Origin of the sequence: Mycolicibacterium fluoranthenivorans (assembly GCF_011758805.1) — a bacterium.
Lineage (GTDB): Bacteria > Actinomycetota > Actinomycetes > Mycobacteriales > Mycobacteriaceae > Mycobacterium > Mycobacterium fluoranthenivorans.
The window spans coordinates 378,556-400,475 of the sequence record NZ_JAANOW010000004.1; the positions used below are offsets into that span (position 1 = coordinate 378,556).

General features: G+C 65.3%; 22 protein-coding genes. 5 read left to right on the forward strand and 17 right to left on the reverse strand.

Annotation, left to right across the window (positions count from 1 at the left end):
* Positions 1-12 precede the first annotated feature (12 nt).
* Together FHU31_RS28340 and FHU31_RS28345 are read left to right on the forward strand one after the other, a co-directional pair.
* Positions 13-303 carry a hypothetical protein gene (locus tag FHU31_RS28340; protein WP_167164281.1) on the forward strand — a complete coding sequence of 97 codons (291 nt, stop codon included), beginning with the start codon at positions 13-15 and terminating at the stop codon, positions 301-303.
* A 66-nt stretch (positions 304-369) separates the two neighbouring features.
* Positions 370-1,059 carry a DUF3060 domain-containing protein gene (locus FHU31_RS28345; RefSeq protein ID WP_167164283.1) on the forward strand — a complete coding sequence of 230 codons (690 nt, stop codon included), beginning with the start codon at positions 370-372 and terminating at the stop codon, positions 1,057-1,059.
* On the opposite strand, the gene FHU31_RS28350 is transcribed toward FHU31_RS28345, so the two are convergent.
* The 4 genes from FHU31_RS28350 to FHU31_RS28365 all read right to left on the reverse strand — a co-directional run bounded on the left by FHU31_RS28350 (position 1,056) and on the right by FHU31_RS28365 (position 5,184).
* Positions 1,056-1,913: a peptidoglycan recognition protein family protein gene (locus FHU31_RS28350; RefSeq protein ID WP_167164285.1), complete on the reverse strand. Its 858-nt coding sequence runs from the start codon at positions 1,911-1,913 to the stop codon at positions 1,056-1,058. The genes FHU31_RS28345 and FHU31_RS28350 overlap by 4 nt on opposite strands.
* Positions 1,914-2,167: 254 nt before the next feature.
* Positions 2,168-2,596 carry a hypothetical protein gene (locus FHU31_RS28355; RefSeq protein ID WP_167164287.1) on the reverse strand — a complete coding sequence of 143 codons (429 nt, stop codon included), beginning with the start codon at positions 2,594-2,596 and terminating at the stop codon, positions 2,168-2,170.
* Between the two features lie 537 nt (positions 2,597-3,133).
* Complete coding sequence (locus tag FHU31_RS28360; RefSeq protein ID WP_167164289.1) at positions 3,134-4,660, reverse strand: cellulase family glycosylhydrolase; 1,527 nt, start codon at positions 4,658-4,660, stop codon at positions 3,134-3,136.
* Between the two features lie 152 nt (positions 4,661-4,812).
* Complete coding sequence (locus FHU31_RS28365; RefSeq protein WP_167164291.1) at positions 4,813-5,184, reverse strand: DUF1622 domain-containing protein; 372 nt, start codon at positions 5,182-5,184, stop codon at positions 4,813-4,815.
* 191 nt (positions 5,185-5,375) lie between these two features.
* On the opposite strand from FHU31_RS28365, the gene FHU31_RS28370 reads away from it, so the two are divergent.
* Together FHU31_RS28370 and FHU31_RS28375 are read left to right on the forward strand one after the other, a co-directional pair.
* Positions 5,376-5,720: a DUF732 domain-containing protein gene (locus tag FHU31_RS28370; RefSeq protein ID WP_167164293.1), complete on the forward strand. Its 345-nt coding sequence runs from the start codon at positions 5,376-5,378 to the stop codon at positions 5,718-5,720.
* 31 nt (positions 5,721-5,751) lie between these two features.
* Positions 5,752-6,525 (forward strand): DUF427 domain-containing protein, encoded by a 774-nt coding sequence (locus FHU31_RS28375; protein ID WP_167164295.1) that lies wholly within the window; start codon positions 5,752-5,754, stop codon positions 6,523-6,525.
* Between the two features lie 49 nt (positions 6,526-6,574).
* Here the strand turns inward: FHU31_RS28375 and FHU31_RS28380 are convergent, their stop codons facing one another.
* Genes FHU31_RS28380 through FHU31_RS28390 form a run of 3 tightly spaced genes read right to left on the reverse strand, consistent with a single transcriptional unit; the run spans position 6,575 to position 9,037 of the window.
* A complete protein-coding gene (locus tag FHU31_RS28380) occupies positions 6,575-7,327 on the reverse strand; it encodes an alpha/beta fold hydrolase (RefSeq protein ID WP_167164297.1) in 753 nt (250 codons plus the stop codon).
* Positions 7,328-7,363: 36 nt separating this feature from the next.
* Positions 7,364-8,275, reverse strand: coding sequence for a LysR family transcriptional regulator (locus FHU31_RS28385; protein ID WP_167164299.1), 912 nt, complete (start codon positions 8,273-8,275; stop codon positions 7,364-7,366).
* A gap of 48 nt (positions 8,276-8,323) precedes the next feature.
* The gene (locus FHU31_RS28390; RefSeq protein ID WP_167164302.1) at positions 8,324-9,037 is read right to left on the reverse strand and encodes an alpha/beta fold hydrolase; all 714 of its coding nucleotides are present in this window, start codon (positions 9,035-9,037) and stop codon (positions 8,324-8,326) included.
* 217 nt (positions 9,038-9,254) lie between these two features.
* Here FHU31_RS28390 and FHU31_RS28395 point away from each other — a divergent pair, with 217 nt between their 5' ends.
* Positions 9,255-9,878: a flavin reductase family protein gene (locus FHU31_RS28395; protein WP_167164304.1), complete on the forward strand. Its 624-nt coding sequence runs from the start codon at positions 9,255-9,257 to the stop codon at positions 9,876-9,878.
* Positions 9,879-9,886: 8 nt separating this feature from the next.
* Here the strand turns inward: FHU31_RS28395 and FHU31_RS28400 are convergent, their stop codons facing one another.
* The 10 genes from FHU31_RS28400 to FHU31_RS28445 all read right to left on the reverse strand — a co-directional run bounded on the left by FHU31_RS28400 (position 9,887) and on the right by FHU31_RS28445 (position 21,895).
* Positions 9,887-11,401, reverse strand: a complete 1,515-nt coding sequence (locus FHU31_RS28400) for a zinc ribbon domain-containing protein (RefSeq protein WP_234901696.1) — start codon at positions 11,399-11,401, stop codon at positions 9,887-9,889.
* Positions 11,398-12,984 (reverse strand): S53 family peptidase, encoded by a 1,587-nt coding sequence (locus FHU31_RS28405; protein WP_167164305.1) that lies wholly within the window; start codon positions 12,982-12,984, stop codon positions 11,398-11,400. The genes FHU31_RS28400 and FHU31_RS28405 overlap by 4 nt, the downstream gene beginning before the upstream one ends.
* 19 nt (positions 12,985-13,003) lie before the next feature.
* A complete protein-coding gene (locus FHU31_RS28410) occupies positions 13,004-13,315 on the reverse strand; it encodes a hypothetical protein (protein ID WP_409371174.1) in 312 nt (103 codons plus the stop codon).
* 17 nt (positions 13,316-13,332) lie between these two features.
* Complete coding sequence (locus FHU31_RS28415) at positions 13,333-13,569, reverse strand: hypothetical protein (protein WP_308206706.1); 237 nt, start codon at positions 13,567-13,569, stop codon at positions 13,333-13,335.
* Between the two features lie 158 nt (positions 13,570-13,727).
* Positions 13,728-15,266: a PE-PPE domain-containing protein gene (locus tag FHU31_RS28420; protein WP_167164311.1), complete on the reverse strand. Its 1,539-nt coding sequence runs from the start codon at positions 15,264-15,266 to the stop codon at positions 13,728-13,730.
* 310 nt (positions 15,267-15,576) lie between these two features.
* Positions 15,577-16,347: an amino acid ABC transporter ATP-binding protein gene (locus FHU31_RS28425; protein ID WP_167164313.1), complete on the reverse strand. Its 771-nt coding sequence runs from the start codon at positions 16,345-16,347 to the stop codon at positions 15,577-15,579.
* A gap of 12 nt (positions 16,348-16,359) precedes the next feature.
* A complete protein-coding gene (locus tag FHU31_RS28430; RefSeq protein WP_167164315.1) occupies positions 16,360-17,817 on the reverse strand; it encodes an amino acid ABC transporter substrate-binding protein/permease in 1,458 nt (485 codons plus the stop codon).
* 104 nt (positions 17,818-17,921) lie between these two features.
* Positions 17,922-18,923 (reverse strand): GGDEF domain-containing protein, encoded by a 1,002-nt coding sequence (locus FHU31_RS28435; RefSeq protein WP_167164317.1) that lies wholly within the window; start codon positions 18,921-18,923, stop codon positions 17,922-17,924.
* Between the two features lie 366 nt (positions 18,924-19,289).
* Entirely contained in the window at positions 19,290-21,284 is a 1,995-nt protein-coding gene (locus FHU31_RS28440) for a cellulase family glycosylhydrolase (protein WP_167164319.1), read from the reverse strand.
* A 125-nt stretch (positions 21,285-21,409) separates the two neighbouring features.
* The gene (locus tag FHU31_RS28445) at positions 21,410-21,895 is read right to left on the reverse strand and encodes a carboxymuconolactone decarboxylase family protein (RefSeq protein ID WP_167164321.1); all 486 of its coding nucleotides are present in this window, start codon (positions 21,893-21,895) and stop codon (positions 21,410-21,412) included.
* Between the last annotated feature and the right edge of the window lie 25 nt (positions 21,896-21,920).

The window sequence follows — 21,920 nt, forward strand, 5'->3', positions numbered from 1 at the left end:
CGTGTTCTCGGTATGCGTACGATCCTCTTCGTCCCACTCGCCGCCGCCGTGGCGCTCGCCACCGCGGCGCCGGCGTCCGCCGAATCCGCGGTGTCCACCATCGGGCTACTCGAATCGCAGGGCTATCACGTCAACATCGACCGGGTCGGCAGCGCCCCGTTGGATCGATGCGTGGTGACCAGTGTCCGAAATCCGCAAGAACAAAAGAGACTCGTCCAGGTGGACAGCCACGGCGACCGCGACATCGTCGTCCCGGTGGTGGTCCGGCGCACCATCACGGTCTCACTGGACTGCTCGCGATAGCGAAGCCCCCGACGGGACCATCAACGGTTCGACATCAACAGTTCAACGATATGGGACCATCTGCACATGAACCCGCAGGATGATCCCGAGGCCCGGATCCGGGCCCTCGAGCAGCCGCTCAGCGATATGGCCAGGGCTTCCGAACTGGGCACCGACCAGCAGTACAGCGCCGACGGCTACACCCCACCTCCGCCGCCCACCGCACAATGGTCGTATCACAGCGGGTATCCGTCCGGGTTTCCCACTGCACCACCACGTTCCGGGTTTCGCCTGTGGATGTTGATCCTGCCGGTCATGATCAGCATCCTCGCCCTCGTCGGCGGCATCGTCACATGGGTGATACTCCAGAACGCCACGATGATCCGAACCTCTCCGGGGATCTCCGGGGGCGGCGGCCTGATCACCAGCGCTGCGCCCAGCCGGCGGTCGACGGTGAACCAGCCCCCCACCGCGGTGCCGACCGCCGCGCCGTCGCAGACGCTGCCCCAGCCCGGTAGCACGGTGAGCGTCTCGGGCATCGGCGCCGTCAAGACCATCGCCTGCAATGAGAACGTGGTGGTGGTCAGCGGCGCGAACAACCGGGTCACCATCACCGGGCATTGCACCAGCCTGACGGTGTCCGGCTTCGAGAACAACGTCACCGTGGACACGGCGGATGCCATCACGGCCAGCGGGTTCAACAACCACGTGGCGTTCCACTCCGGCTCACCGGCGGTCAACCAATCCGGCGAGGGAAATCTCGTCGAGCAGAGCTAGTCTGCCGGTATCACCTTGAGCTGCAACGCCGCCGCGGTGGCCGGGCCGACGACCCCGTCGACGACCAGGCCCGCAGTGCGGCGCTGGAACTCACGCACCGCGGCCTCGGTCTGCGGGCCGTAGTCGCCGTCCACCACCAGACCTCCGGCGTATGACGCGTAGGCGTACTTCAGCCGCCGCTGCAATTCGGATACCTGCGGACCCTGCACACCGCGATACAGCAGGATTCCGGTGTACTCGCCCACCGGAACGGGCGGGCGCGGGGTCGGCGCCGGGTCGGCGATCACACCGATACGCACGGCGATATCGCTGCGCAGCAACGTCATGCCGATCGCACCCGGGTCCCATTTGCCCTGCGCGTAGCCCGCGTACTCCTTGTGCCCGATGGTGCGTGCCGAGGTCTGGGCCAGCCGCCGGTTGATCGCCGCACAACAGCGGACCAGCGCGAAATACTGGGCATCGGGCCAGTTCTGACGATGAGGGGCGAGCGGACTGGTACCGGTGTTGGCGCATTCGATGCCGATCAGGTGCCAATTGCCCATGTTCGCGGGCACCCATGGATACATCCCCACACCCGCATGCCAGGCGACCCCGAGCGCCACGACGGTCACCGTGCCGTCCCGCGCAATGTGCAACTGCGACAACGGCCCTGCCAGGTCGGGGCGGCCCTCGGCGATCGACGCCGCGGTGGCGGTATCGGATCCCGTGTGGTGCACCATGACACCACGGATGTCCTGGAAATCGCCGTGTCCGCGGTCCCGCCAGCCCGGGTACTCGACGACATCGAGCCCCTCGGCCCTGAGCACATCGGCCAGCCAGACCGGATCGCCGGTCCACGGTCGTGTCGACGGCACCGCTGCTGCCTCCCCTGCCTCACCGGACGTGCGCCAGCCAACGTACCTCGGACCGTCCGACGGGCCCACCGGAAGAGGGAGTCTCACCGCGACGCACCCAGGCCGATCTGCGCATCGAATAGCTCTGCAGGGGAACGAATCACCGACCTGCCCCAGAAACATCTACCGGCCCGCTCGCAGTGCGAGCGGACCGGTAGATGCTCGATCGAGATTTCGCGCCGGCCACCTCGAGGGCGGCCGACCGTGCACAGGACTCAGCCCCCGAATGCCTTGCCGATCCTGTTCACCACATTGGTGACACCCTTGCCGACCTGCTTCTGCAGATTCGTCCCGGCCTTGCCGACCTGGTTCTGCAGATTCGTGCCGCCCTTACCGAGCTGGTTCTGCAGATTCGTCCCGCCCTTACCGAGCTGGTTCTGCAGATTCGTCCCGGCCTTACCCAGCTGGCTGCCCGCATTGCTCCCGGCCTTACCCAGCTGGTCACCGACGTTGCTGCCGGCCCTGCCCAGCTCGCTACCCAGCTTCCCGAGATTGTTCCCGAGCTGCGTGATGACGTTCTGCTGCGAGTCAGCCGCGGCCACGCCCGCCGAAGCAGTGGCAACGCCCATCGCGACCGCAAGCCCACCGGTGCTCACGACCGCGGCCGTGGCAACTCGCTGCAGCATCCCCTGACGTCGATCCATGATCGTCCTCCCTCTAGCAAACGCCTTTGTTGGCTTACAAAAATTAGCACAGGGGTTGCTGACGGAGCCATAGTCACAACCGCCTTACAGCAAACTATTGTATTAACCCTCCCGTAAATTGTTTTGCCCTGCGCCGTGAAGGTGGAGTACCCAATGGCCTCGTAGGCAAACCCAGAATTTATCGGTCCCGCGCACCGTCGGACGATGCCGACTTCGCTAAACCTGCACGCAGATGCCACCTTTGAGATGTTTGTCATAGCGGGCCCGGGCGACCGAGCAAATCCAGTATTGGCGGGTCAGATGAGGAGATCCTGCATATTTGGCCCCACTACTTCGAAACTGGCACCCCAATTGCAGGTACCGGAATGAGCACGCCCAACGTTGCGTGTGCGAGTTTGCTGGAGAGGGTCGCCGACAAAGTCAAATAGATATCGGGGTGCCGGGCAGGTGGCGTCATACCCATGACCGAACGACTCCGGGACGCAGCGCGCCCGCCGGACCGAGCCCGCCGCCCGACCTACGCCGGCAGCGACTCACTCATCGTTGCTGATTGAGCCAGACCTTGGTTCCGCCCAAGGGCGCCCAGGTCATCGAACCGTTCTGGAACATGATCTTCTTGCCGCCGAACACCCACTTCTCATCCGAGGTCGCAAGGCCCAGTTGCGGCACCCACGCCTTGGCGAATTCCTTACTCCCCCAGTGCGCCCCGGTTTCGGGCGAATACCACACGCGCACCGGTGTGCTGCCGGTGAAGTCCTGATAACCGTTCGCGAATGCCGTCAACGGGACGACTCGCCGCGCTCGGGCCACATCCCCGACAGGCGACGGAGACAAGACGAACTGGCCTGGCGTCAGTTCCCACAACATGGCCGACGTGCGCAACTGCGCCCACACCGTCGACGACGCGGCGAACACCGGACTGAGCACGTCCCCCAGTGCGGGGTCGGTGACGGTGGCGAACCGCTGATAGACAGCGCTGGTACCGGGCGGGGATTGAACGACTCGTTGCGCCTTCTTGGCGGTCCAGTTGGCCTGGTAGACCCCGAAGCGGTCCTCTTCCATCACGCTCGAACTGTTGAGATCGCGCGTCGTGTAGAGCATCAGCGGCCCCCCGAACGGCAGTTCGCGCCAACTGCTGATCATGTTGGACATCAGAGCCGCTTGGGCGTCCTCCGAGACACGGTTGGTCGGTGCACCGAATTCGGTCACCCAGATGCTCTTCGCCCGGTCATTGTTGGCCAACATGAGCAGACGGAGCCGCACCAACTGCTCGACCGGGGAATCGCTCTGGTACATCCCCTCGGAGAATTTCATGGTGTAGCTATAGGGATGGTAGGACAACGCGTCGAAATACGGGCCTGCTCCCGCCGCATACATCTTCGTCAAAAATGTCACCGGGTTGATGGTCCACGTGCTCCACGATTTACCCGAGCCGAGCACGCCACCGAGTATCGTCACCGAAGGATCGACGGCCTTTATCTTCGGGTACGCCGCTTTCAGCAGATCGGTATAACCGCTCGGATCCGGTACGGGCCGATACCCGAAAATTCCATTGGGCTCGTTCCATATTTCGTACGCCGCGATCTTGCCTTTGTAGCGCGCCGCCACGGCAGCGGTGAAATTCCCGTACGCATCCGGCGATGCGGGCCGCCCGTTGGGAGGTATCGAACCGGGAGCCGCCGCCCACAGCGGGCTGGAGGTGATGGCGCAGATGATCGATATGTTCGCCCCAGCCGCTGCGGCGACGACACGGTCGGCACGCGACCAGTCGTAGATGCCCTTCTTCGTCTCGACATTCGCCCACGGAATACCGATTCGCACGGCGTGAATGTTGTTCGCGACCCACCGTTGCACGGTCTGCGCGACTTGTTCTTCGTTATAAAAAAAGAACTGCGAGTCGGCGAACCCCAAGGTTGACGACGAGGCCGCCAATGGCGCCACCTGGCCGAATTCCATGGGCCGATGCCGTTGCGATGTCGGTACCACGAAGAGCACCGCCAGCGTCACCAGGGAAACAATGACCGAAGCAGCGACCCGAGAATATTTACGGGCGGGGTAATTCATCCTCCGGCGCACGCATACCCAATCTCTCCGGTCCCCTGTCTACCCAAACGACATTCTGGCGTACCGGCCCTTTTCGACACGCGCAATTCAATTCGGCGTGTCGGACGGTCGAGGGACGTGCCAGGGCCGAGCGACCGCGGGTGTGGTGCGGGTCAGTCACCCGCTCGGGGTTCCGCCTTCTCGGCCGACGCCCCCTTTTGCCAGGGCCATCGCCCGCTGATCTCGACTTCCAGCGAAAAGCTCAGGAAGGTCCGGATGACCACGATGCCCGCCAGCACCACCACGCTCTGCCACGTGGGCGTGATGGCGACCGTCCGGATGATGTCTGCGGCGACGAGGAACTCCAGGCCGAGCAGAATCGAACGCCCGAGCTGTTCCCGGAAGAACCGATAAGGATCACCAGCCTTGTCCCGCATGCGGCTGACGGTGGCGCCCAGCGCCAGCAGCGCCCCGACCGCGATCGCCGCGACACCGATGCCGTCGATCACCTTGCCGACCGTCTCGACGACTTCAAAGAAACCCATGACTGAACGGTAGGACCCGTCCCGGGGTTTTCCGCACCCGGTGACCACGACACGCTGGCAATTCACCCTCGAAATACCGGTGAACCCGCCCGCAAACTCCCTTGCCGACGATTCGGTCCCGTGTACCGACCAACGAGCACGTCTTTGCGTCCGAACTGGACATCTCAGCAAACTCCCGCGATAGTGAACGCATGTCGAACCCGAAAGCCCGGTCATTGTCCGGTCGCGTCGTGGCCGCCGCGGTCGGCGCCACGATCGCCGCCGCACCGGTCGCGATCGCGCCGGCACATGCCGACGGCGCCGATGACGCGATCCTGGCCGCACTGAGTGCCGCGGGGTTCTCGATCGGCAATCCGGCGGTGGTCAAACAGGTGTCCCGGACCATCTGCCCGTCCTTGAAGGACGGCGCCAAGACGATGACCTGGTTGGTCACGGGTGCCACCATGCAGGGCATTCCCCAACTCGTGGCCACGAAGCTCGTCGGCCTGACGGTGAAGACGAGATGCCCGCAGATGGTCAAGTCCGTCCTGACCTGACGAGCTCCGTCCCGATTGCGAGAATGGCCCCATGGCCGCCGACTCGCCCGACTTTCCGCACCACGCCGCGCAGCGGGGACGGGTGGAGCCGGCACCGCGGCGGGTGCGTGGCTACTGCGCCGGTGAGCTGATCTTCGACACCACCGCAGCCCGCTACGTGTGGGAGCTGCCGTACTACCCGCAGTACTACATTCCCCTCGACGATGTGCGGCGGGAGCACTTGGTCGACGAACTCCACCCGCAGCGCAGCCAGTTCGGGGCATCCCGGTCGTACGCGATCAGTGCCGGCGAGGTCACCGTGCCGTCGGCGGCACGGGTCTATGACCCCGAGGGCGACGGGCTCGTCCCCGGCCTGGTGCGCTTCGAATGGTCCAGTCTGGACTGGTTCGAGGAGGACGAACGGATCCTCGGACATCCGCGAAATCCGTACACCCGGGTCGATGCGCTCCGCTCCCACCGCCACGTGGTGGTCGAGTTCGGTGGGACGGTGCTCGCCGACACACACTGCCCGGTCCTGCTGTTCGAAACAGGTTTACCCACGCGGTATTACATCGACCGGACCGACGTGCGTTTCGAGCACCTGGTAGCGAGCCAGACCCAGACGTTGTGCCCCTACAAGGGCACCACGACCGGCTACTGGTCGGTACACGCGGCCGGAACCACCCACGACGACCTGGCCTGGGCGTACGGCTATCCGCTGGCCGCGGTGGCGCCGATCGCCGGGCTGGTGGCCTTCTACAACGAGAAGCTCGACATCATCGTCGACGGTGCGCGGCTGCCCCGGCCGAAGACACATTTCAGTTAGGTCCACCGGTCCGGGGAACGGCCGCACGTGGGCGGTGCGCCCACCGAACTCACACGGTGGCCAGGGCATCCCAGAATTCGGTGAGCGCCACCGCCCCACGCACCGGATCCTGCACCATCCACCAGTGGCCCAACCCTTCGAGCACCTCGGTGCGCGCGCCCGCGCGCTCGGCGGCGCGGCGCCGGATCTCCTCCGATCCGGTGTAGTGGTCCTCGGTGGCGAGCAGGCACAGCCCGGGACGGACCGCCGCGTTTCCGAGCCGCCGGCCTTCCTCGGCCAAGACGTCGCCCGACACCGAGCGGTACAGCCCGAGGATGGCCGCCCCCATCTCCGGTCCGAGACCCACCGCGATCTTGGCGGCGACGCCGTCGGTGATGCCGAGCGCTGTCAGCCGCCCGGCCCTGTCCTGCACGCTCCCGCCGATCAGGGCCTCGACGAATTGTTCACCGGCGCCGGGGGTCTGCCAGATCTGGGCGGCCTCATGCCAGACGTACTCCGGGTCGAAGACCCCGATGATGTCGGTGGCCCAGCTGCGCACCAACTCCGGTCGGAGCATCATCGCATTCACCACATGGTTGCCGCCCCAGTCGTGGCCGACCAGGTCGATCGGACCGTCGATCCGGGCCAGCTCGTCGACCAGCCAATCGCGGTAGTCCAGATAGGTGCCCACCCAGCCGTGCGGCACACGCGCACCGAATCCGGGCGGCGAAAGCCGGATCACGTCGTCGCGGCCGAGCACCTCGACGAGCGGGTCCCACAGCGCGTCGGTCTCCGGATTGCCATGCACCAAAACCACCGTCATGGAGTCATGATGTCATCACATGGGCGACGGCCCATCTCAGGATGCCGCACCGGACGGATCGGCCGCCGCTGTCATGTTCGCCCACATCTCGAAGAACGCCCGCAGTGGCGCCGGCTCGGCGATATCGTTGCGCCACACCAAGATCTTCTCGAACTCGATCACGGGCGAGGTGTCGCGGACGGTGAGGCCGCAATCCTTCAGCGCGGGGTCCGATCGCACGCTCAGCGCGATGCCGAGTCCCTGCTGAACGAAGGCGACCTGCAGCCGGACATCGTTGGCCGCGTAGTTGACCTGAATCGACGCCCCCGTCTCGGTGGCCGCCGCCTCGATACGTGCCCGCAGCGCACTGGTACGCGGGTAGCTGATGATCGGGTATTCAGCGACGGCCGCCAGGGTTGGCTGGACGTTGTCCGGCAACGGATGGACGGTGGGGTCGAACACCGCCACGATCCGCTCGCCGAACATCTTCGCCGAGCTGATCGTCGGCGGTAGGTCATCGCTGGGTGCGGCGATGACCGCGGCGTGCAGTCGGCCCTGCAGGACCATGTCGAGCAGGGGCTTGCTCGGGGCCTCGGCAACGTCGATATCGATACCGGGGTACTTCATCCGCAATTCGCCCAGGAGCGTCGGGATCGTCGTGTATTCCACGCCGCCGCCGGTGCCGATTCGCAACTCACCGCGCAGCAGGCCGGCGCGGGCCGAGAATTCGGACTTGGCGTCCTCAGCGGCCCGCAGACATTGCCGGGCGTAGGGCAACAGCAGGCTGCCACCGTCGGTGAGCACTGCACCGCGCTGGGCACGGTCGAAAAGCGGTTCACCGAGTTCGCGCTCGAGCGCCTGGATCTGGGCGCTGATGGTCGGCTGGGTGACAAAGCACCGCTGCGCCGCGCGGGTGAAAGACTGCTCCTCGGCCACCGCGACGAAATACTCCAGCCCACGTAACTCCACCGCAACAGGATCGCGTACCGACCGGATCTTCGCAGCGGCCGGCCCGGCTCAGTTGAGCGACTCGATGATCTGCTTGATCAGGTCCACCACGAATCCGGGCTGCGACAACATGACCAGATGTGACGATTCGACTTCGCGAATCGTGGCCTGGGCCCGTTCATATCCGAATCGCTGCACCTGCGGTGTGATCGCATGGTCGGCGGTGCATACGACACCCCATGTCGGTCGAGACCGCCACGCGGCGACGGGCGCCGCCTCGGCGAACGCAGCGGCCGCCAGCGGACGCTGCGACACCGCGAGAACGTCGCTGATGCGGGGGTCCACGTCTGCGGCCACCACGGCGGCGAACCTGCCGGGCTGAATGGTCACGTCCACGCCACCCGGCGCCGCACCCGCCCCGGGAAAGGGGCGCTGCTCCAGGGCCGGCGGAAGTTCCGAGTCCGGGAACTGGCCCTGCATCTCGGCCAGGCTCTCGCCCACGGCAAGCGCATAGCCGGACAGATACAACAGCGCGACCACGTTGTCGGCCACGCCTGCGACCGTGATCACCGCTCCCCCGTAGGAGTGTCCGACCAACAGGATCGGGCCCTCGATCACGGCCAGGGCCGACCGCACGTACTCGGCGTCTCCGGTCAGACTGCGGTTGGGCACCGCCACCGCCACCACCGGCACACCGTCATCGAGGAGGGCGCGGGTCACCGGTTGGTAGGTGGACGCATCAGCGAACGCGCCATGGACCAGAACGACAGTCGGTGCGGGCAAGATCACTCCAAGTCAACGATGCGCGAGAACGTGTCCGAGTGTCTTTTATCCCGTTCCATCCGTCCAATAGGGGATCCCGATCACGACATAGAAAGGTGCCATCGGCCCGGGCGACACCCGCGGCGGTCCCTGGATTGCCCTGCACCAAAGCCACCGTCATGGAATCATCCTGACGCCGACTGACCACGACCCCGCCGAAACCCCATGAGGAGCTGACATGGCCGGCACCAACGCCCACTTCTACCGCACCGCGGAGGGGACCGGGTTACCCCATGATCCTTTCAACGCCATCGTCGGCCCGCGCCCGATCGGCTGGATCTCCAGCCACAGCCAAGAGGGCGTGCGAAACCTGGCCCCGTACAGCTTTTTCAACGGATTCAACTACCATCCGCCGATCATCGGATTCTCCTCGATCGGATGGAAGGACACCGTCGCCAACATCGAAGCCACCGGCAACTTCGTCTGGAATCTCGCCACCCGTGATCTGGCCGAACGAATGAACCGGACTGCCGCCACCCTGCCCGCCGATCAAGACGAGTTCGAGACCAGCGGGCTGACTCCCGTTCCGGCGACTATCGTCAGCTCCGCGATGGTGCTGGAGAGCCCGGTGAACTTCGAATGCAAACTGGCGCAACTCATTCAGCTCACCACCGCCGCCGGTGGGGCCCTGGACACCTGGCTGGTCCTCGGCGAGGTCGTCGCCGTGCACATCGAACCGGACCACCTTGTCGACGGGGTATACGACACCGCCGGACCTCGTCCGATCCTGCGCAGCGGCGGGCCCGCCAACTACTTCGAGATCGGACCGGAGGCCCTCTTCGCCATGCCCCGGCCCTCCTGAGGACCGTCTCAGCGCGGCGGGTCGCCGTGCCAGGTGAAGCTGTTCACGTACTTGCCGATATCCATGGCGAGTTGCAGATTCGCCCCGGACGGGTGCCCGATCCCGAATGACGGACTGAACTCGTGATACGGCCCGACTGCCGAAGCCACCAGGGCCACATCGTTTTTCACCGCAACCATCACCATGATGCGCAGCCTGGTGTAGGTGCCGGAGGAATCTTGCGGGTACTCATCGGCGAAGACTCCGTATCCCGGCTGGTAACCGATCGCCGCATTGGGGATCTCGTAGTCCACCGTGGCGTCGGGATAGCTGCGGGCGATCAGATCCTCGGCGATCGCACGCGGCGTACGCCCGGCCGCCGGCTCACCGAAGAGCTCCACGGTGCCGGTGTCGCCGGCGAGGAAATCCAGCGTCACCCCGTCCGGATCGAGGGTGGCCCGGTAGGCGGTACCCGGCCCGGGATAGGCGACCGAGAACGACCCGTCGGCGGCGGTGAATCGAGGGTTGGTCGCCACGGGTGTGCCCATCGGCGGTCGCCCGCAGTCCGGCGGGCACTTGTAGTTCGGAATCGCGGGCGTGATCACGGCAGACACCGCCGCAACCACCACCGCCGAGATGACGACACCAACACTGACAGGTAGCAGCACCCGGGTATCGGCCACCGATTGCTCGCCGACGTGACCCGCCCCGGCCTGGATCGCCAGGCGTGCGGTCAGCAATGCCAACACCGTGAGCATCAGATGCACTCCCACCTGCACGCTCTGCGGCAGTGGGGCGACTTCGGCCACACCCAGCACACCGTAGAGGATCAGCGCCACGCTCACGCTGACGGTGACCGCCACAGCGCGCCGGCGGCGGGCACCGAGTGCCGCCCCGACCATGCCACCGACTGCGGCGGCCATCAGCGGCACCGCGATGCCCTGGATCCCGGCCTCGACGAGAAGTTCGACCACGGAGCGTTCAGGCGTGGACACCCCGGTCGCCAGCTGCGGGCTGAGCCGGGTCAGTATCGCCGCCGCAGTGAACGCCGTAGCCCCGAGCTCCCCGAACACGTAGCCGTCCAAGGGATCCCGGATCAATCCGGGTACCAGCCGCGCCGCGATGGCGGGCAACAACATGAGAACCGCCCCGCCGACCGGAATCGAGAGACCCTCCAGCATGGTGTGCCCGAACGTGACCCCGGATCCCAGGGCGACGTCGTAGGACTGGGCCACGATCTCGCCCGCGACCAGCGCCCATCCCAGGCCCAGCAGCGCCGCGAACAATGCCGTCGTCACCAGGGCACGCCCCGACCTGCCGCAGGTGCGCAGATACATCACGAACACCAAGGGGAATCCGGCTGCGGCCGTTCCGATCATCGGCGCCTGCCAGCGCAGGACCGCGCATACCGCCAGCACGACGACCACGCCCGCCAGCGCGAGGCGGAACGGGGCACGCCGCTCACGTGGCAGATACGGGAAGAGGGTGGTGGTCACCGAGGGCCACAGCACCCGTTGATCAGGGCCGGCCGCGAATGCCGTCATCGCCGCGCGGCACCGGTCTGTAAGGCGAGAAGATCACGGACCAGACTGTCGACGCTCGGGCTACCGAGTCCGGTCACCAGGTCATAGCCCGGACTCGAGACGTCGACTGCGTTCGCCCCCAGCCGGACATCGCGGAAACCGGGCAGCCGGGAACCCGAGGCGACCTGGTACAGCAGCGGATTGAGGTCACCACCCAACGCCCGCCCGCCGTGCGCGCGCAGATACTGGTTCATCAACACCGTCAGCGCCGCCCAGATGGGTGCGGCCTGCGACGTTCCCGCACCGATTCTCGACTGCCCGTCGAACACAATGCGCACCCCGGTGAACGGGTCGGCCACCGCCGCCACATCCGGCACCAACCGCTGGGTGGTGTCCCGTCCTGTCTCGACACTGCTCTGAAATGCGGGACGGGAGTACAGCTTCGAGACACCGCCGCTGCTACCCAGTGACATCGCCACGTCCACCCAGGCCTGTTCGGAAAGCCACCGGCCCTGGTCGTCGGTAGTCAGCGTGGTGCCCCCGACCGACGTGACCTCGGGCATCGACGCCACCGCGTCGAGGCCGATATCGTCGGGCCCCGGGGGCGCCGACCAGTCCGGCCCGCCTTTGCATTCCAAGCCCCCGTTGTCCCCACTCGCGTCGAACACCGTGGTGCCGTGCTTCTGCGCCGCCGCCAGCGCCGCACGGACCGGGGTGAGGTCGGCGGTGCCGTGCAACTTGTCGCAACCCCAACCGATCGACAGGCTCCACACCGCTCCGGGAAACTGTCGATCCGTGGTCTCGAACAGCTGCGCGACCTTGTGATAGCCGCCGTCGCCCTCGACGGTGGGCAGCGCGTTCACGACGACCAGTTGGGCATCGGGCGCAATGGCGTGCGCCACTTGAAGATCCATCACCGTCTCGCCCGTCGACGGGCCCGGTTGGCCGCCGACGAGGATCGGAGTGAACCGGGGTAATCCCGACGTATCGGAGAAGGTGTCCAGATCGCTCTGGTCGTAGCCGTCGAATTCGAAGAACACGATGGTCGCCCCCTTGCCGGTGAAGCCGGCAGCAGCGAGCGGTTGTGCGTCGTACACCGTCAGTAGCGCATCCGGGCTCAGCCCTTGGCGCGGCACGTCCAGTGGCAGCAGACCGGGACGCGCCATGTGGTGCGGGGTGTAGCCGAGGATGCGGCCGACATCGCTGACCGTGCTCGTCAGTTCGACGGGCACCGCGGGCTGCTGCGGGGATGCGTAGAACTCCTGGCCGCGGCGGCCCCGGTAATCGCGCACCGGAACCGCAAAGGCACGTGCGACGCGGTCCGCCGGGCCCTCGACGACGGCCCAGGCATCACCGGGCCGCCACCGCACCGACAGACCACGCCCGGCGGCCCAGCCGATCAACTCCTCGGGGCGGCGGGCGTCGGCGAGCGTGACCGTCAGTTGCGTGTCACTCGAGCGGGACGCACCCAGATCGGCGGACGCGGCCAGCAGCCGGGCGTAGGGACCGGCGATGGTGGCATCCGGCGGGCGCGACAGCGGCGCAACGTCGGCTGCCAGCAGCAACGCCGCCGCCAGCACCCACAACCGGCGACGACCGGTCATGCCTGCGCTACGTCGGGGATCAGGGGATGCCGTTGATCCCATGATGCTGGCCGCCCGGCACCGTCGGCGCGGGCGGGGCCAACACCGACGGCGTGAAGAGGTTCCCACCGGTCGGGTCGATCGACTTCTGCGTCGGAGACACCGTCTCGCTCGGTGCCGCGGGCGCGGTCGTCGCGGTCGTCGTGGTCGTCGTCGTGGTGGTGGTCGTTGTGCTGCTGGGGCTTTCCTTGGTGCTGTTACCGCAAGCCGCGGTCAGGCCACCCAGTGCGATGACTGCCGCGGCGCCGGCGACGGCGCCCAGACGGCGGCTCAGAATGCGTGAGTTCACGATGCTGATCCTCTCTACGCCTACGACGACGATCCGGGACGGTGGACGCCCGGGGGCTCCGTCGGCGCCGGCGGAGCCAGCACGCTGGGCGTGAAGAGGTTCCCGCCGGTCGGGTCGATCGACTTCTGCGTCGGAGACACCGTCTCGGTCGGCGTCGCGGGCGCGGTCGTCGTGGTGGTCGTCGTCGTGGTCGTCGTGGTGGTGCTCGACGGCGCCTCCTTGCCACCCGAACCGCACGCGGCCGTGAGGCCGCCCATTGCGATGAGGGCCGCGCATCCCGCGGTCAACCCCAGACGACGAACTAAAACCCGTGAAGCCATGACATCCATCCCATGCGGCCGGTGCTACGCAGCATCTATTTGACAAGATCGTCACCATCGTCGCACATCAGGGGCCGCTGCATTGGTTTTACCGGCTAGGCGGCCTTTTTGTCCGAGTCGGAACCTTCGCCGGCGCCACCGGTGCTCCGCGGTGCACGATCACCGGCCGCACCGTCCCTGTCCCGGGCGCCGTGTTTGCCACCGGCTTTCGGCGGGGCGCTGTTGGACGAATTGGTGTCGGACGAGTCGGTGTCGGGTGTCTGCGACGACGTGGTGGTCGAATCCGCCGCGGGTGTCTTGGTCCGGTGCGGGCGGTGGGTGCCGGCGGGGTGCCGACGAGCGGGCGGGGCGGCATCATCGCTCGCCGACGCAGTCGACTTGTCTGCCTCGGCGGACGTCGCAGTGTCGGCGCCACCGGTCTCACCCCCGGCCGCGGCGGGCGTGGTGTCGTCCGCTTTCGCGCCCTTGACCTCGACCGGGTCGCTCTTGATGTCATCGGCGGCGGTGGTCGTATCGGCTTTGCCCGTAGCGGTTTTCGCGGTGACCTCCGCCGCGCTCTGCGCCACGCGGGTGTTGGTCTTCGCCTGCGGCAGCGCAGTAGGCGTCGCGGCGGCGAGGGTAGTCTGATCGGCCGTCTCATCCGAGACGGTGGGCACCTTGTCCCAGGACGGGTTGAGCGCATGCCGGATACCCACACCCACGGCGTTGAGCAATTGGAACGGCAGCGCGATCAGCCGTTGCGGCGTCGGGGACAGCGACGCCGGGGTGGGGACACCGGGGTTGATCGAGCGGTCATACCCCAGGTCGACCAGTAGTTTCAGCGCCGGCCGCACCAGATCCAGGAGTTGTTTGGGCACACCCAGCATCTTGAACGGCACCAGCAGCGGAAGCTCCGGCGCCGCCAGCGTCACATAGGTGATGTTGCTGTCGGGGTCGGTGTAATCCGGACGGGCGCGGGGACCGGTCATATCCGCCGGGAAGTAGTTGGAGTGCAGAAGGCCGAAACCCAGCAGCGCGTTCAGGTCGGCCAGGAGGTTGAGCGGATAGTTCGGAAAGTCCGAGATCGGGTCGTACTCCCAGCTCACATCGGTGGTCTTGTAGGGGGTGTCGGTCGGTGTGCTGCCGTCGAACTTGACGTTGAACAGCGGCAGGAAAAATCCCGGAAAGCGTTGCGCGATACCACCATTGGGACGGTTCATGCTGGCGAAGAGAAGAAAGGACAACCGGTCGGCATCTGGTGACCCGATCGATTGCAGATACCGCATCTCCCGGACGACGACGTTCGCACCCGACGAATAGCCCGCGACGGTGACGGGCCCGTCGGTGAGCAGGGCCGAGTCCAGCGCGTCCTGCACGTTCAGCAGCCCCTGCTGCTGCGACTGTTCGAAGGTGGTTTTGCCGTCCCACCCGGAGGTGTACGGAATCTGTGACGGCCAGCCGACTTTCTGGAAGTCGTAGCCGTAATAGGGCGACGCGGGATTGGTCGGGTCGAGGTAGCCGTGTCCGGCCACCCCGACCGAGCCGGGATGGCTTCCGAGTGACCGCGGATCACCACCCAACTCTTGGATCATGCTGGCGCTGCTCGGGTTGCTGTTGCCGCCGATCGCCACCAATGTGCCGGCGAGCAGCCGCACGCCCACTCCGACACTGGATAAAAGTGCCAGGCCTGCGATTACAGCGAAGACAAGGAGCGACCTGGACGCCGACGACGCAACCCCGATCATGGGACGAAACGACATAGACCCTCCCCGACACCACGCACCTGGCCGAATATTGCCCAGCTAGAAGCGGTCAACGGCACCGCTGCCGCACCGACCCGTAGCGCGAACACCCTTGGGGCGCACCGTGCACAAGTCAGGGACACTTGCGCTGGGGCAAATCCTTACTTGAAAGTAAGTTTGGCACAGCCACGGCGACTGTGGGCGAAATTCGGGCGAGAAAGCCTCAGAGGACTTTCGAGAGGAACTCCTGCAGTCGCGGGTGCTTCGGGTTGTCGAACAATTCGGCCGGCGGGGCGTCCTCGACGATGTTGCCGCCGTCCATGAAGATCACCCGGGAGGCCACCTCCCGGGCGAAACCCATCTCGTGGGTGACCACCACCATCGTCATGCCGCCTTGGGCGAGGGCGCGCAGCACCTCGAGCACATCGCCGACCATCTCGGGATCCAGCGCACTGGTGGCCTCGTCGAACAGCATGATGGACGGATTCATCGCCAGTGCCCGCGCGATCGCGACGCGCTGCTTCTGCCCACCCGACAGTGTGGAGGGCTTCACCTGGGCCTTCTCCGCCAGCCCCACCTGCGCGAGGAGGTCGAGCGCCTTCTTCTCGGCGTCGGCCTTGCCCATCTTCTTGGTCAGCAGCGGCGCCAGCGTGACATTGTCGATCACCGTCATGTGCGGGAACAGGTTGAAGTGCTGGAACACCATGCCGATGTGCTGACGGACCTTGTCCAGATCGACCTTCTTGTCGGTGAGGTCGAACTCGTCGATGGTCACCTTGCCGCCGGTGATGTCCTCCAGCTTGTTCAGGCACCGCAGGAAGGTGGACTTGCCGGAGCCTGACGGGCCGATGACGCAGACGACCTCGCCTTGTTTGATCGTGGTGTCGATACCGTTGAGCACCACCAGATCTCCGAACGACTTCTTCAAGCCTTCGATTCGGATCTTGACGGCGCCCGGCTCCTCGATTGCAGCTTCGGGAATGAGATCAGTCATTTTGCGATGCCCCTATTTGACTAGCCGGTGTTCAAGTCGGTCCGAGAGTTTGGTGAGCGCCATGATCACCACGAAGTAGATGATGCCGATGATCAGCCACATCTTGAACGACTGGTAGTTGCCGGCGATGATGATCCGGCCGGTTTGGGTCAGCTCGGCGATGCCGATCACCGACAGGATCGAGGTGTCCTTCAAGGTGATGACGAACTGGTTGATGTAGGACGGGATCATCGTCCTGATCGCCTGCGGCAGAATGACTTTTCGCATCGTGGGCAGATAACCGATGCCCAGGCTGCGGGCCGCCTCCATCTGCCCCTTGTCCACCGACTGGATGCCGCCGCGCACGATCTCGGTCATATAGGCGCCGGCGTTCAGCGACAGCGTGATGATGCCCGCGGTCAGGGCGCTCATCTGGAAGCCGAGCGCCGACGGAATGCCGAAGTAGATGAAGAACGCCTGAACCAGAAGTGGTGTGCCGCGAAAGATGTCGACGAATGTCGTCCCGATCGCCCTCAGCCAGATCGCGCGGGAAACCCGCAGCAGGCCGAAGATGATGCCGAGCACCAGGGCGATGGCGATCGACACGACCGTCAGGATGACGGTCATCTTCAAGCCCTGCAGCAGGATCGGGTAGGTGCTCTTGATCAGGCCCAGGAACGAGTTGTCGTCGTTGGACGCACCCTCACCGAGATAGGTGTTGACGATCTTGTCGTACTCGCCGGACTTCTTGAGATTGTTCAAGCCGGCGTTGAACTTCTGCAGCAGTTCGGCGTTGCGGCCCTTGTTCACCGCGAACCCGTAGCCGGTCGGATCCTCCTTGGGGGTGACCGTCTTGAAGCCGTTGCCCTGCGCGATGCCGTACAGCAGCACCGGGTAGTCCTCGAACACCGCGACCGAGTTCCCGGTCTTCACCTCGTCGAACATCGACGAGGAGTCGGCGAACGAGACCACCTGGAAGCCGTACTTGTCCTTGATGGAGTTGGCGAAGGTGGCGCCCTGGGTGCCGTTCTTGACCGCCACCCGCTTGCCGCGCAGATCGTCGTAGGACTTGATGTCCTCGTTGGTCTTGAGCACCGCCATCTGGATGCCGGACTCGAAGTAGGGTTCGGAGAAGTCGAACACCTGCTTGCGCTTGTCGGTGATGGACATGCCCGCGATGACGCCGTCGACCTGATTCGCCTGCACGGCCTGCAGCGCCGCGTCGAAACCGAGCGGCTTGATGTCCACCGTGAAGTGCTGATCCGCGGCGATCGCACGAATCAGATCCATGTCGATACCGACGAAATTGCCCTGCTTGTCCTGGAATTCGAACGGCGCGAACGTCGTGTCCGTGGCAATGACGTACTTCTCGCCGTCCGCCGAGGCGGTACCTGCCGTCAGCAGCGGGCTCAACGACCCGACCAGCAGCGCGGTCACCAGTAACGCCGTCCGGTGCAGGACACCTCGTCGTCTCGATGACGAACGCTTCATACTGCGCCTCCCCCTCGTCACTGCGCCTCCCCTCATCGAAAGCGCGGGGACTAACGCTAGCTGTCGGTCACACTTCTTGTCAGCGAACAGGAGGCGAATCGCCGTCAGCGCGCCCCGATGACGACACGGTTTCCGCCGCTGCGTTTGGCCGCATACATCGCCGAGTCCGCCGCGCTGATGAGTTCGAGCACCAGGTCGGCCGGTCGCGGCGCGGTATGCACGTCGTCTCCGTGGACGACCGTGACGCCGATGCTGGCAGTGACATTTCCCGCGAGCGCCGCAATAGCCCGGCACAACGCGGTGGTGAATGACGCGTCGCCGGTTCGGGAGGTCGCCGCGACAAGGAACTCCTCTCCCCCGGCGCGGCAGATGGCCGCGTCATCCGGTGCATGCTTGCGCAGGATGTCGGCGACCCGGAGCAGCACACGATCCCCGGCGGCATGGCCGTAGGTGTCGTTGATCCGTTTGAAGTCGTCGAGGTCGACCATGAGCATGACGAGATAGTTCTGCCCGCCCGCCAAACCGCCGATCAGTAGGCGTTCCACCACGTCCACGAATCCCCGCCGGTTCAGCAGGCCCGTCAGCGGATCCTCATCGGCCCGGGTCGCGTATTTGCTCATGGCCTCCGACAGGCCACGGACGGTGAACGGCGCCACCATGTTGATCAGCCACAGCAGCCAGAGCGCGGCGATGGCGGTGTTGATGTCGACGTCGGTGGCAAGTCGGTATGCCGCGACGGCGGACGCGACCTGCCCGGCGGCGATGTTGAGCGCTAGGGCACGGGCGCTGTGAAAGAACGCGATGTATCCACTGGTGATGGGCACCGCGGCGCAGGTCAGCGCGGCCAGCGCGGCACTCGGCTGCGCCAGGCTCCAGCCCACGATGCATGCGGTGGCCACCGAAGCCGCGATCAGCGATTGGCGCCGGGTGGGCCATCGGGTGAGCCAGAACCAGGTCATCACGCATGACAGGCTCGCTGCGAGCACGCCGATCACCACAGCAGAGCCGAGGGTGACCTGCCTTGCGCCGGGCACGATCAACGCCAGGGGTGCCAGCATCGACGATGCTGCGACCACGGCCAGCAGCACGCGCGTCGAGCGGATCAACCCCCGATGGCACAGGAAAGCAGTGACAGCCTCGAACTGATCGGGTTGGTCGAGCCAATCCGACAGCCGGGCCAGTCGTCTTCCCCCGCGGATAATGCACACGCTTTCCACTTAATTTACTGCAACCGATATTTGACCTGCACGCCTTTGCCGCCCCCGGCGTCCGTCCGCCCATCACCGCCACAAAATGGGCTGAACAGCAGCCTTTACACACCTGCTGTCCATACATGAATAGTCCAGTTGAGCCGAATGCGTCGCGAAACAACCAATTTCGATCCCGCTTTTATTTGCGAATACAAGTACTTTTGGAGCGGCCACGGACCATCGGCGACCCACTGCCAATCGGGAGAATTACCCGAAGTCCTGCTATTCGCCGGAGCTCGAACTTGCCGAGCCGGCATTGGCCCCGGCGTTCGGCGATGATTGCTGACCCGAGGCGCCGGCGGCACCCGCCGTAGACGCGCTGGTGGTGGCGTCCTGCTTGGTCGACGGGGTGGCCTTCACGGTGCCGGTCTTCGTGGTGCCGGTTGCCGACGCGGTCTCGCCCTCGTCCTTCTTGGTGGCCTCGGTCTTGGTCGCCTCGGTCTTGGTCGTCGACGCGGCGGCAGCCTTCTCAGCGACGGGTGCGGTCGTCGCTGTGGTCTGCTCAGTCGGGGGCTCCACGGTTTCGGTGTCCTTGGTAGCGGGCTCTTTTGTGGAGGTCTCCGTTGCCGTGGTCGCCTTCACCTCGGTGGTGGCGTCGGGGATTTCCTTGGTGTCAAAATCTTTCGTGGTGTCCGCGGTGATCCCGGTGGCACTCTTGGCAGCCTCCCCGGTGACCGCGACTTCGCTGACTTTGTCCAGATCCGCTGCGGTGGTTCCGGATTGCTGATCCTTCGGGACCGTGGCGGTGCCCACCTCGGCGGCGGTGGTCGCGAGTCGGGCGGCTGCAGTATTCAACGACCTGGCTCCAGCCAGTGACGTGGGGGCCTGCAGTGTGTCGTTGCGGTTGAAGACGTCCTGGATGCGGTCCACCACGGCGTGCACCGTGTTGCAGATAGCCGTGGCGATGCGCTTCGTGACATCGACGATGCCGTTGACCACGGCCCCCGTGACCTTGGCAATCGCCTTGACGACCCACACCGTGGCGTCCACCAGAGCGTTCACGACACGGACCGTCGCGTTGGCGATGCCCTTGATCACCACGCCGGTGATCTTGGCCAGGTTCACGATGGCGTTCCGGATGAAGTCGACGATCGGATTGCCGTTCTGGGACGCGATGAAGTCCTTGATGACCTCGACGGCGAGCTTCGGCGTCCAGTCCGTTTCCCAGATGCCGTAGTTGTCTTGCTCGTTACTCGACCCGGTGTCCAGGTCGCGGGCTGTATAGATGAAGATCGGCCCGGTGCCGTCCACCTTGCCCCAGTTGTTGAGGAAATCCTTGATGAAATCGGCTTGCTGTTCCTGCGAAATCTCGCCTGGGACAGTGGGTAAGCCGTACTCAGTCGCCCAGACCTTCAGAGCTCCGTCGCCGTACTGTTCCATCAGCTGCCGCATCTGCTCGAGCTGAGCTAGCGGGGTGAGGGCATTGCCCTCCTGGTCGGAGAACCTGATGTCGGGCTTGTAGGGATGAAAGCTGAGCGCGTCGAAGTAACCGTGGGCGCCGGCCGCATACATCCCGTCGAGGAAATCGACCGGATTCATGGTCCGGGTAGTGCCATCGGGGGAAGTCAGGGTGAACCCGAAACCCAGCACCCCACCGATCACGGTGATGTCCTGATCGACTCCTTTGATCCGGGTGTACGCCTCCTTCAACAATGAGGTGTAATTCGCCGGACTCACCGGGTCCAAGAAGAACTTCGCGTTCGGTTCGTTCCACACCTCGTAGTCCGCGACCCGGCCCTCGAAATGGGCAGCCACCTCTGCCGTGAAGTTGCCGAAGGTCGTCACATCGGTGGGCATACCGGACCCGAGTCGGTCGCCCGCCCAGGTGGGCGTCTCGTGCAGCACGCCGAGCACACCCATACCGCGTTTCAGAGCTTGATCGACGATGTAGTCGTAGTTGGTGAGCCCCCAGTTGTAGCCGCCGCCTTGCCGGGGTTGAAGGGTTGCCCAGGACACCCCGATACGCACGTTCTTGATGCCGATCGACTGCATCATGTCCAGCTGCTTTGCGATGGCGGCCTCATCGCCCAACCGAGCCAGGTTCGAGTCGGCCAGCCCGACGGTGGTGGGCGAGTCGTCGATCGCACCCATGAGAGCGACCTGATGTGCGGCAGCGATCTGCCGGTCGGGTGTGCCGCCCAGGACGACCAGTCCCATCACCGCGACAACCCCGAGAACCATCCGATGCCAGAACATTCCGGCTATGCCTGCCCGCATGATCGCTCCCCTCCGCGAGGTGGAGGTCGCACCGGTTCTGACGCGGCCGTGAAGAACATTAGCGTTTTCTGTGAGAGGTGTCTGGAGGATGACAAACCGAGTTCGTCAAGCTGCGAGAGGTCCTGTCAGGCGGCCGGCGGGTAGTGGCCGGGCGCCATGCGTGCGGATACCCCGAAGCGGTTCCAGGCGTTGATGGTGGTGATGGCGGCGATCAGGTAGGCCATCTCGGTTTGGTCGAATTGCGCTGATGCCCTTGCAAACACGTCATCGTCGACGAACCCGTTCGTGATGACGGTGATCGCCTCGGTCAACTCGATGGCGGCGACCTCCCTGGCCGTGTAGAAGTGCCGCGACTCATCCCACGCGTCGAGTTGGATGATCCGCTCTGCGGACTCGCCCGCCGCCAGGGCCTCCTTGCTGTGCATGTCCAAGCAGAAGGCGCAGTGGTTGAGCTGGGATGAGCGGATCTTGATCAGGTTGAGCAGGGTTGGGTCCAGCGTTCGATTCGCGGCGGTGTCCAGCCGGATCATCGCCTTGTAGACGTCAGGGGCCAGTTCCGCCCAGTCCAGCCGGCTCGGATGTTCGGGAAGTCGTGCGTCATGTGTCGTCATGCCTTCGACGCTACGAGCGGGTGGC

Excerpts from the sequence above, each read along its gene's own strand:
- FHU31_RS28370 (WP_167164293.1), top strand. The coding sequence starts at position 5,376 with ATGTCGAACCCGAAAGCCCGGTCATTGTCCGGTCGCGTCGTGGCCGCC.
- FHU31_RS28345 (WP_167164283.1), top strand. The coding sequence starts at position 370 with ATGAACCCGCAGGATGATCCCGAGGCCCGGATCCGGGCCCTCGAGCAG.
- FHU31_RS28365 (WP_167164291.1), bottom strand. The coding sequence starts at position 5,184 with ATGGGTTTCTTTGAAGTCGTCGAGACGGTCGGCAAGGTGATCGACGGC.
- FHU31_RS28400 (WP_234901696.1), bottom strand. The coding sequence starts at position 11,401 with ATGACGGCATTCGCGGCCGGCCCTGATCAACGGGTGCTGTGGCCCTCG.
- FHU31_RS28405 (WP_167164305.1), bottom strand. The coding sequence starts at position 12,984 with ATGACCGGTCGTCGCCGGTTGTGGGTGCTGGCGGCGGCGTTGCTGCTG.
- FHU31_RS28440 (WP_167164319.1), bottom strand. The coding sequence starts at position 21,284 with ATGCGGGCAGGCATAGCCGGAATGTTCTGGCATCGGATGGTTCTCGGG.
- FHU31_RS28355 (WP_167164287.1), bottom strand. The coding sequence starts at position 2,596 with ATGGATCGACGTCAGGGGATGCTGCAGCGAGTTGCCACGGCCGCGGTC.
- FHU31_RS28380 (WP_167164297.1), bottom strand. The coding sequence starts at position 7,327 with ATGACGGTGGTTTTGGTGCATGGCAATCCGGAGACCGACGCGCTGTGG.
- FHU31_RS28375 (WP_167164295.1), top strand. The coding sequence starts at position 5,752 with ATGGCCGCCGACTCGCCCGACTTTCCGCACCACGCCGCGCAGCGGGGA.
- FHU31_RS28430 (WP_167164315.1), bottom strand. The coding sequence starts at position 17,817 with ATGAAGCGTTCGTCATCGAGACGACGAGGTGTCCTGCACCGGACGGCG.
- FHU31_RS28360 (WP_167164289.1), bottom strand. The coding sequence starts at position 4,660 with ATGAATTACCCCGCCCGTAAATATTCTCGGGTCGCTGCTTCGGTCATT.
- FHU31_RS28425 (WP_167164313.1), bottom strand. The coding sequence starts at position 16,347 with ATGACTGATCTCATTCCCGAAGCTGCAATCGAGGAGCCGGGCGCCGTC.
- FHU31_RS28395 (WP_167164304.1), top strand. The coding sequence starts at position 9,255 with ATGGCCGGCACCAACGCCCACTTCTACCGCACCGCGGAGGGGACCGGG.
- FHU31_RS28445 (WP_167164321.1), bottom strand. The coding sequence starts at position 21,895 with ATGACGACACATGACGCACGACTTCCCGAACATCCGAGCCGGCTGGAC.
- FHU31_RS28415 (WP_308206706.1), bottom strand. The coding sequence starts at position 13,569 with ATGGGCGGCCTCACGGCCGCGTGCGGTTCGGGTGGCAAGGAGGCGCCG.
- FHU31_RS28340 (WP_167164281.1), top strand. The coding sequence starts at position 13 with ATGCGTACGATCCTCTTCGTCCCACTCGCCGCCGCCGTGGCGCTCGCC.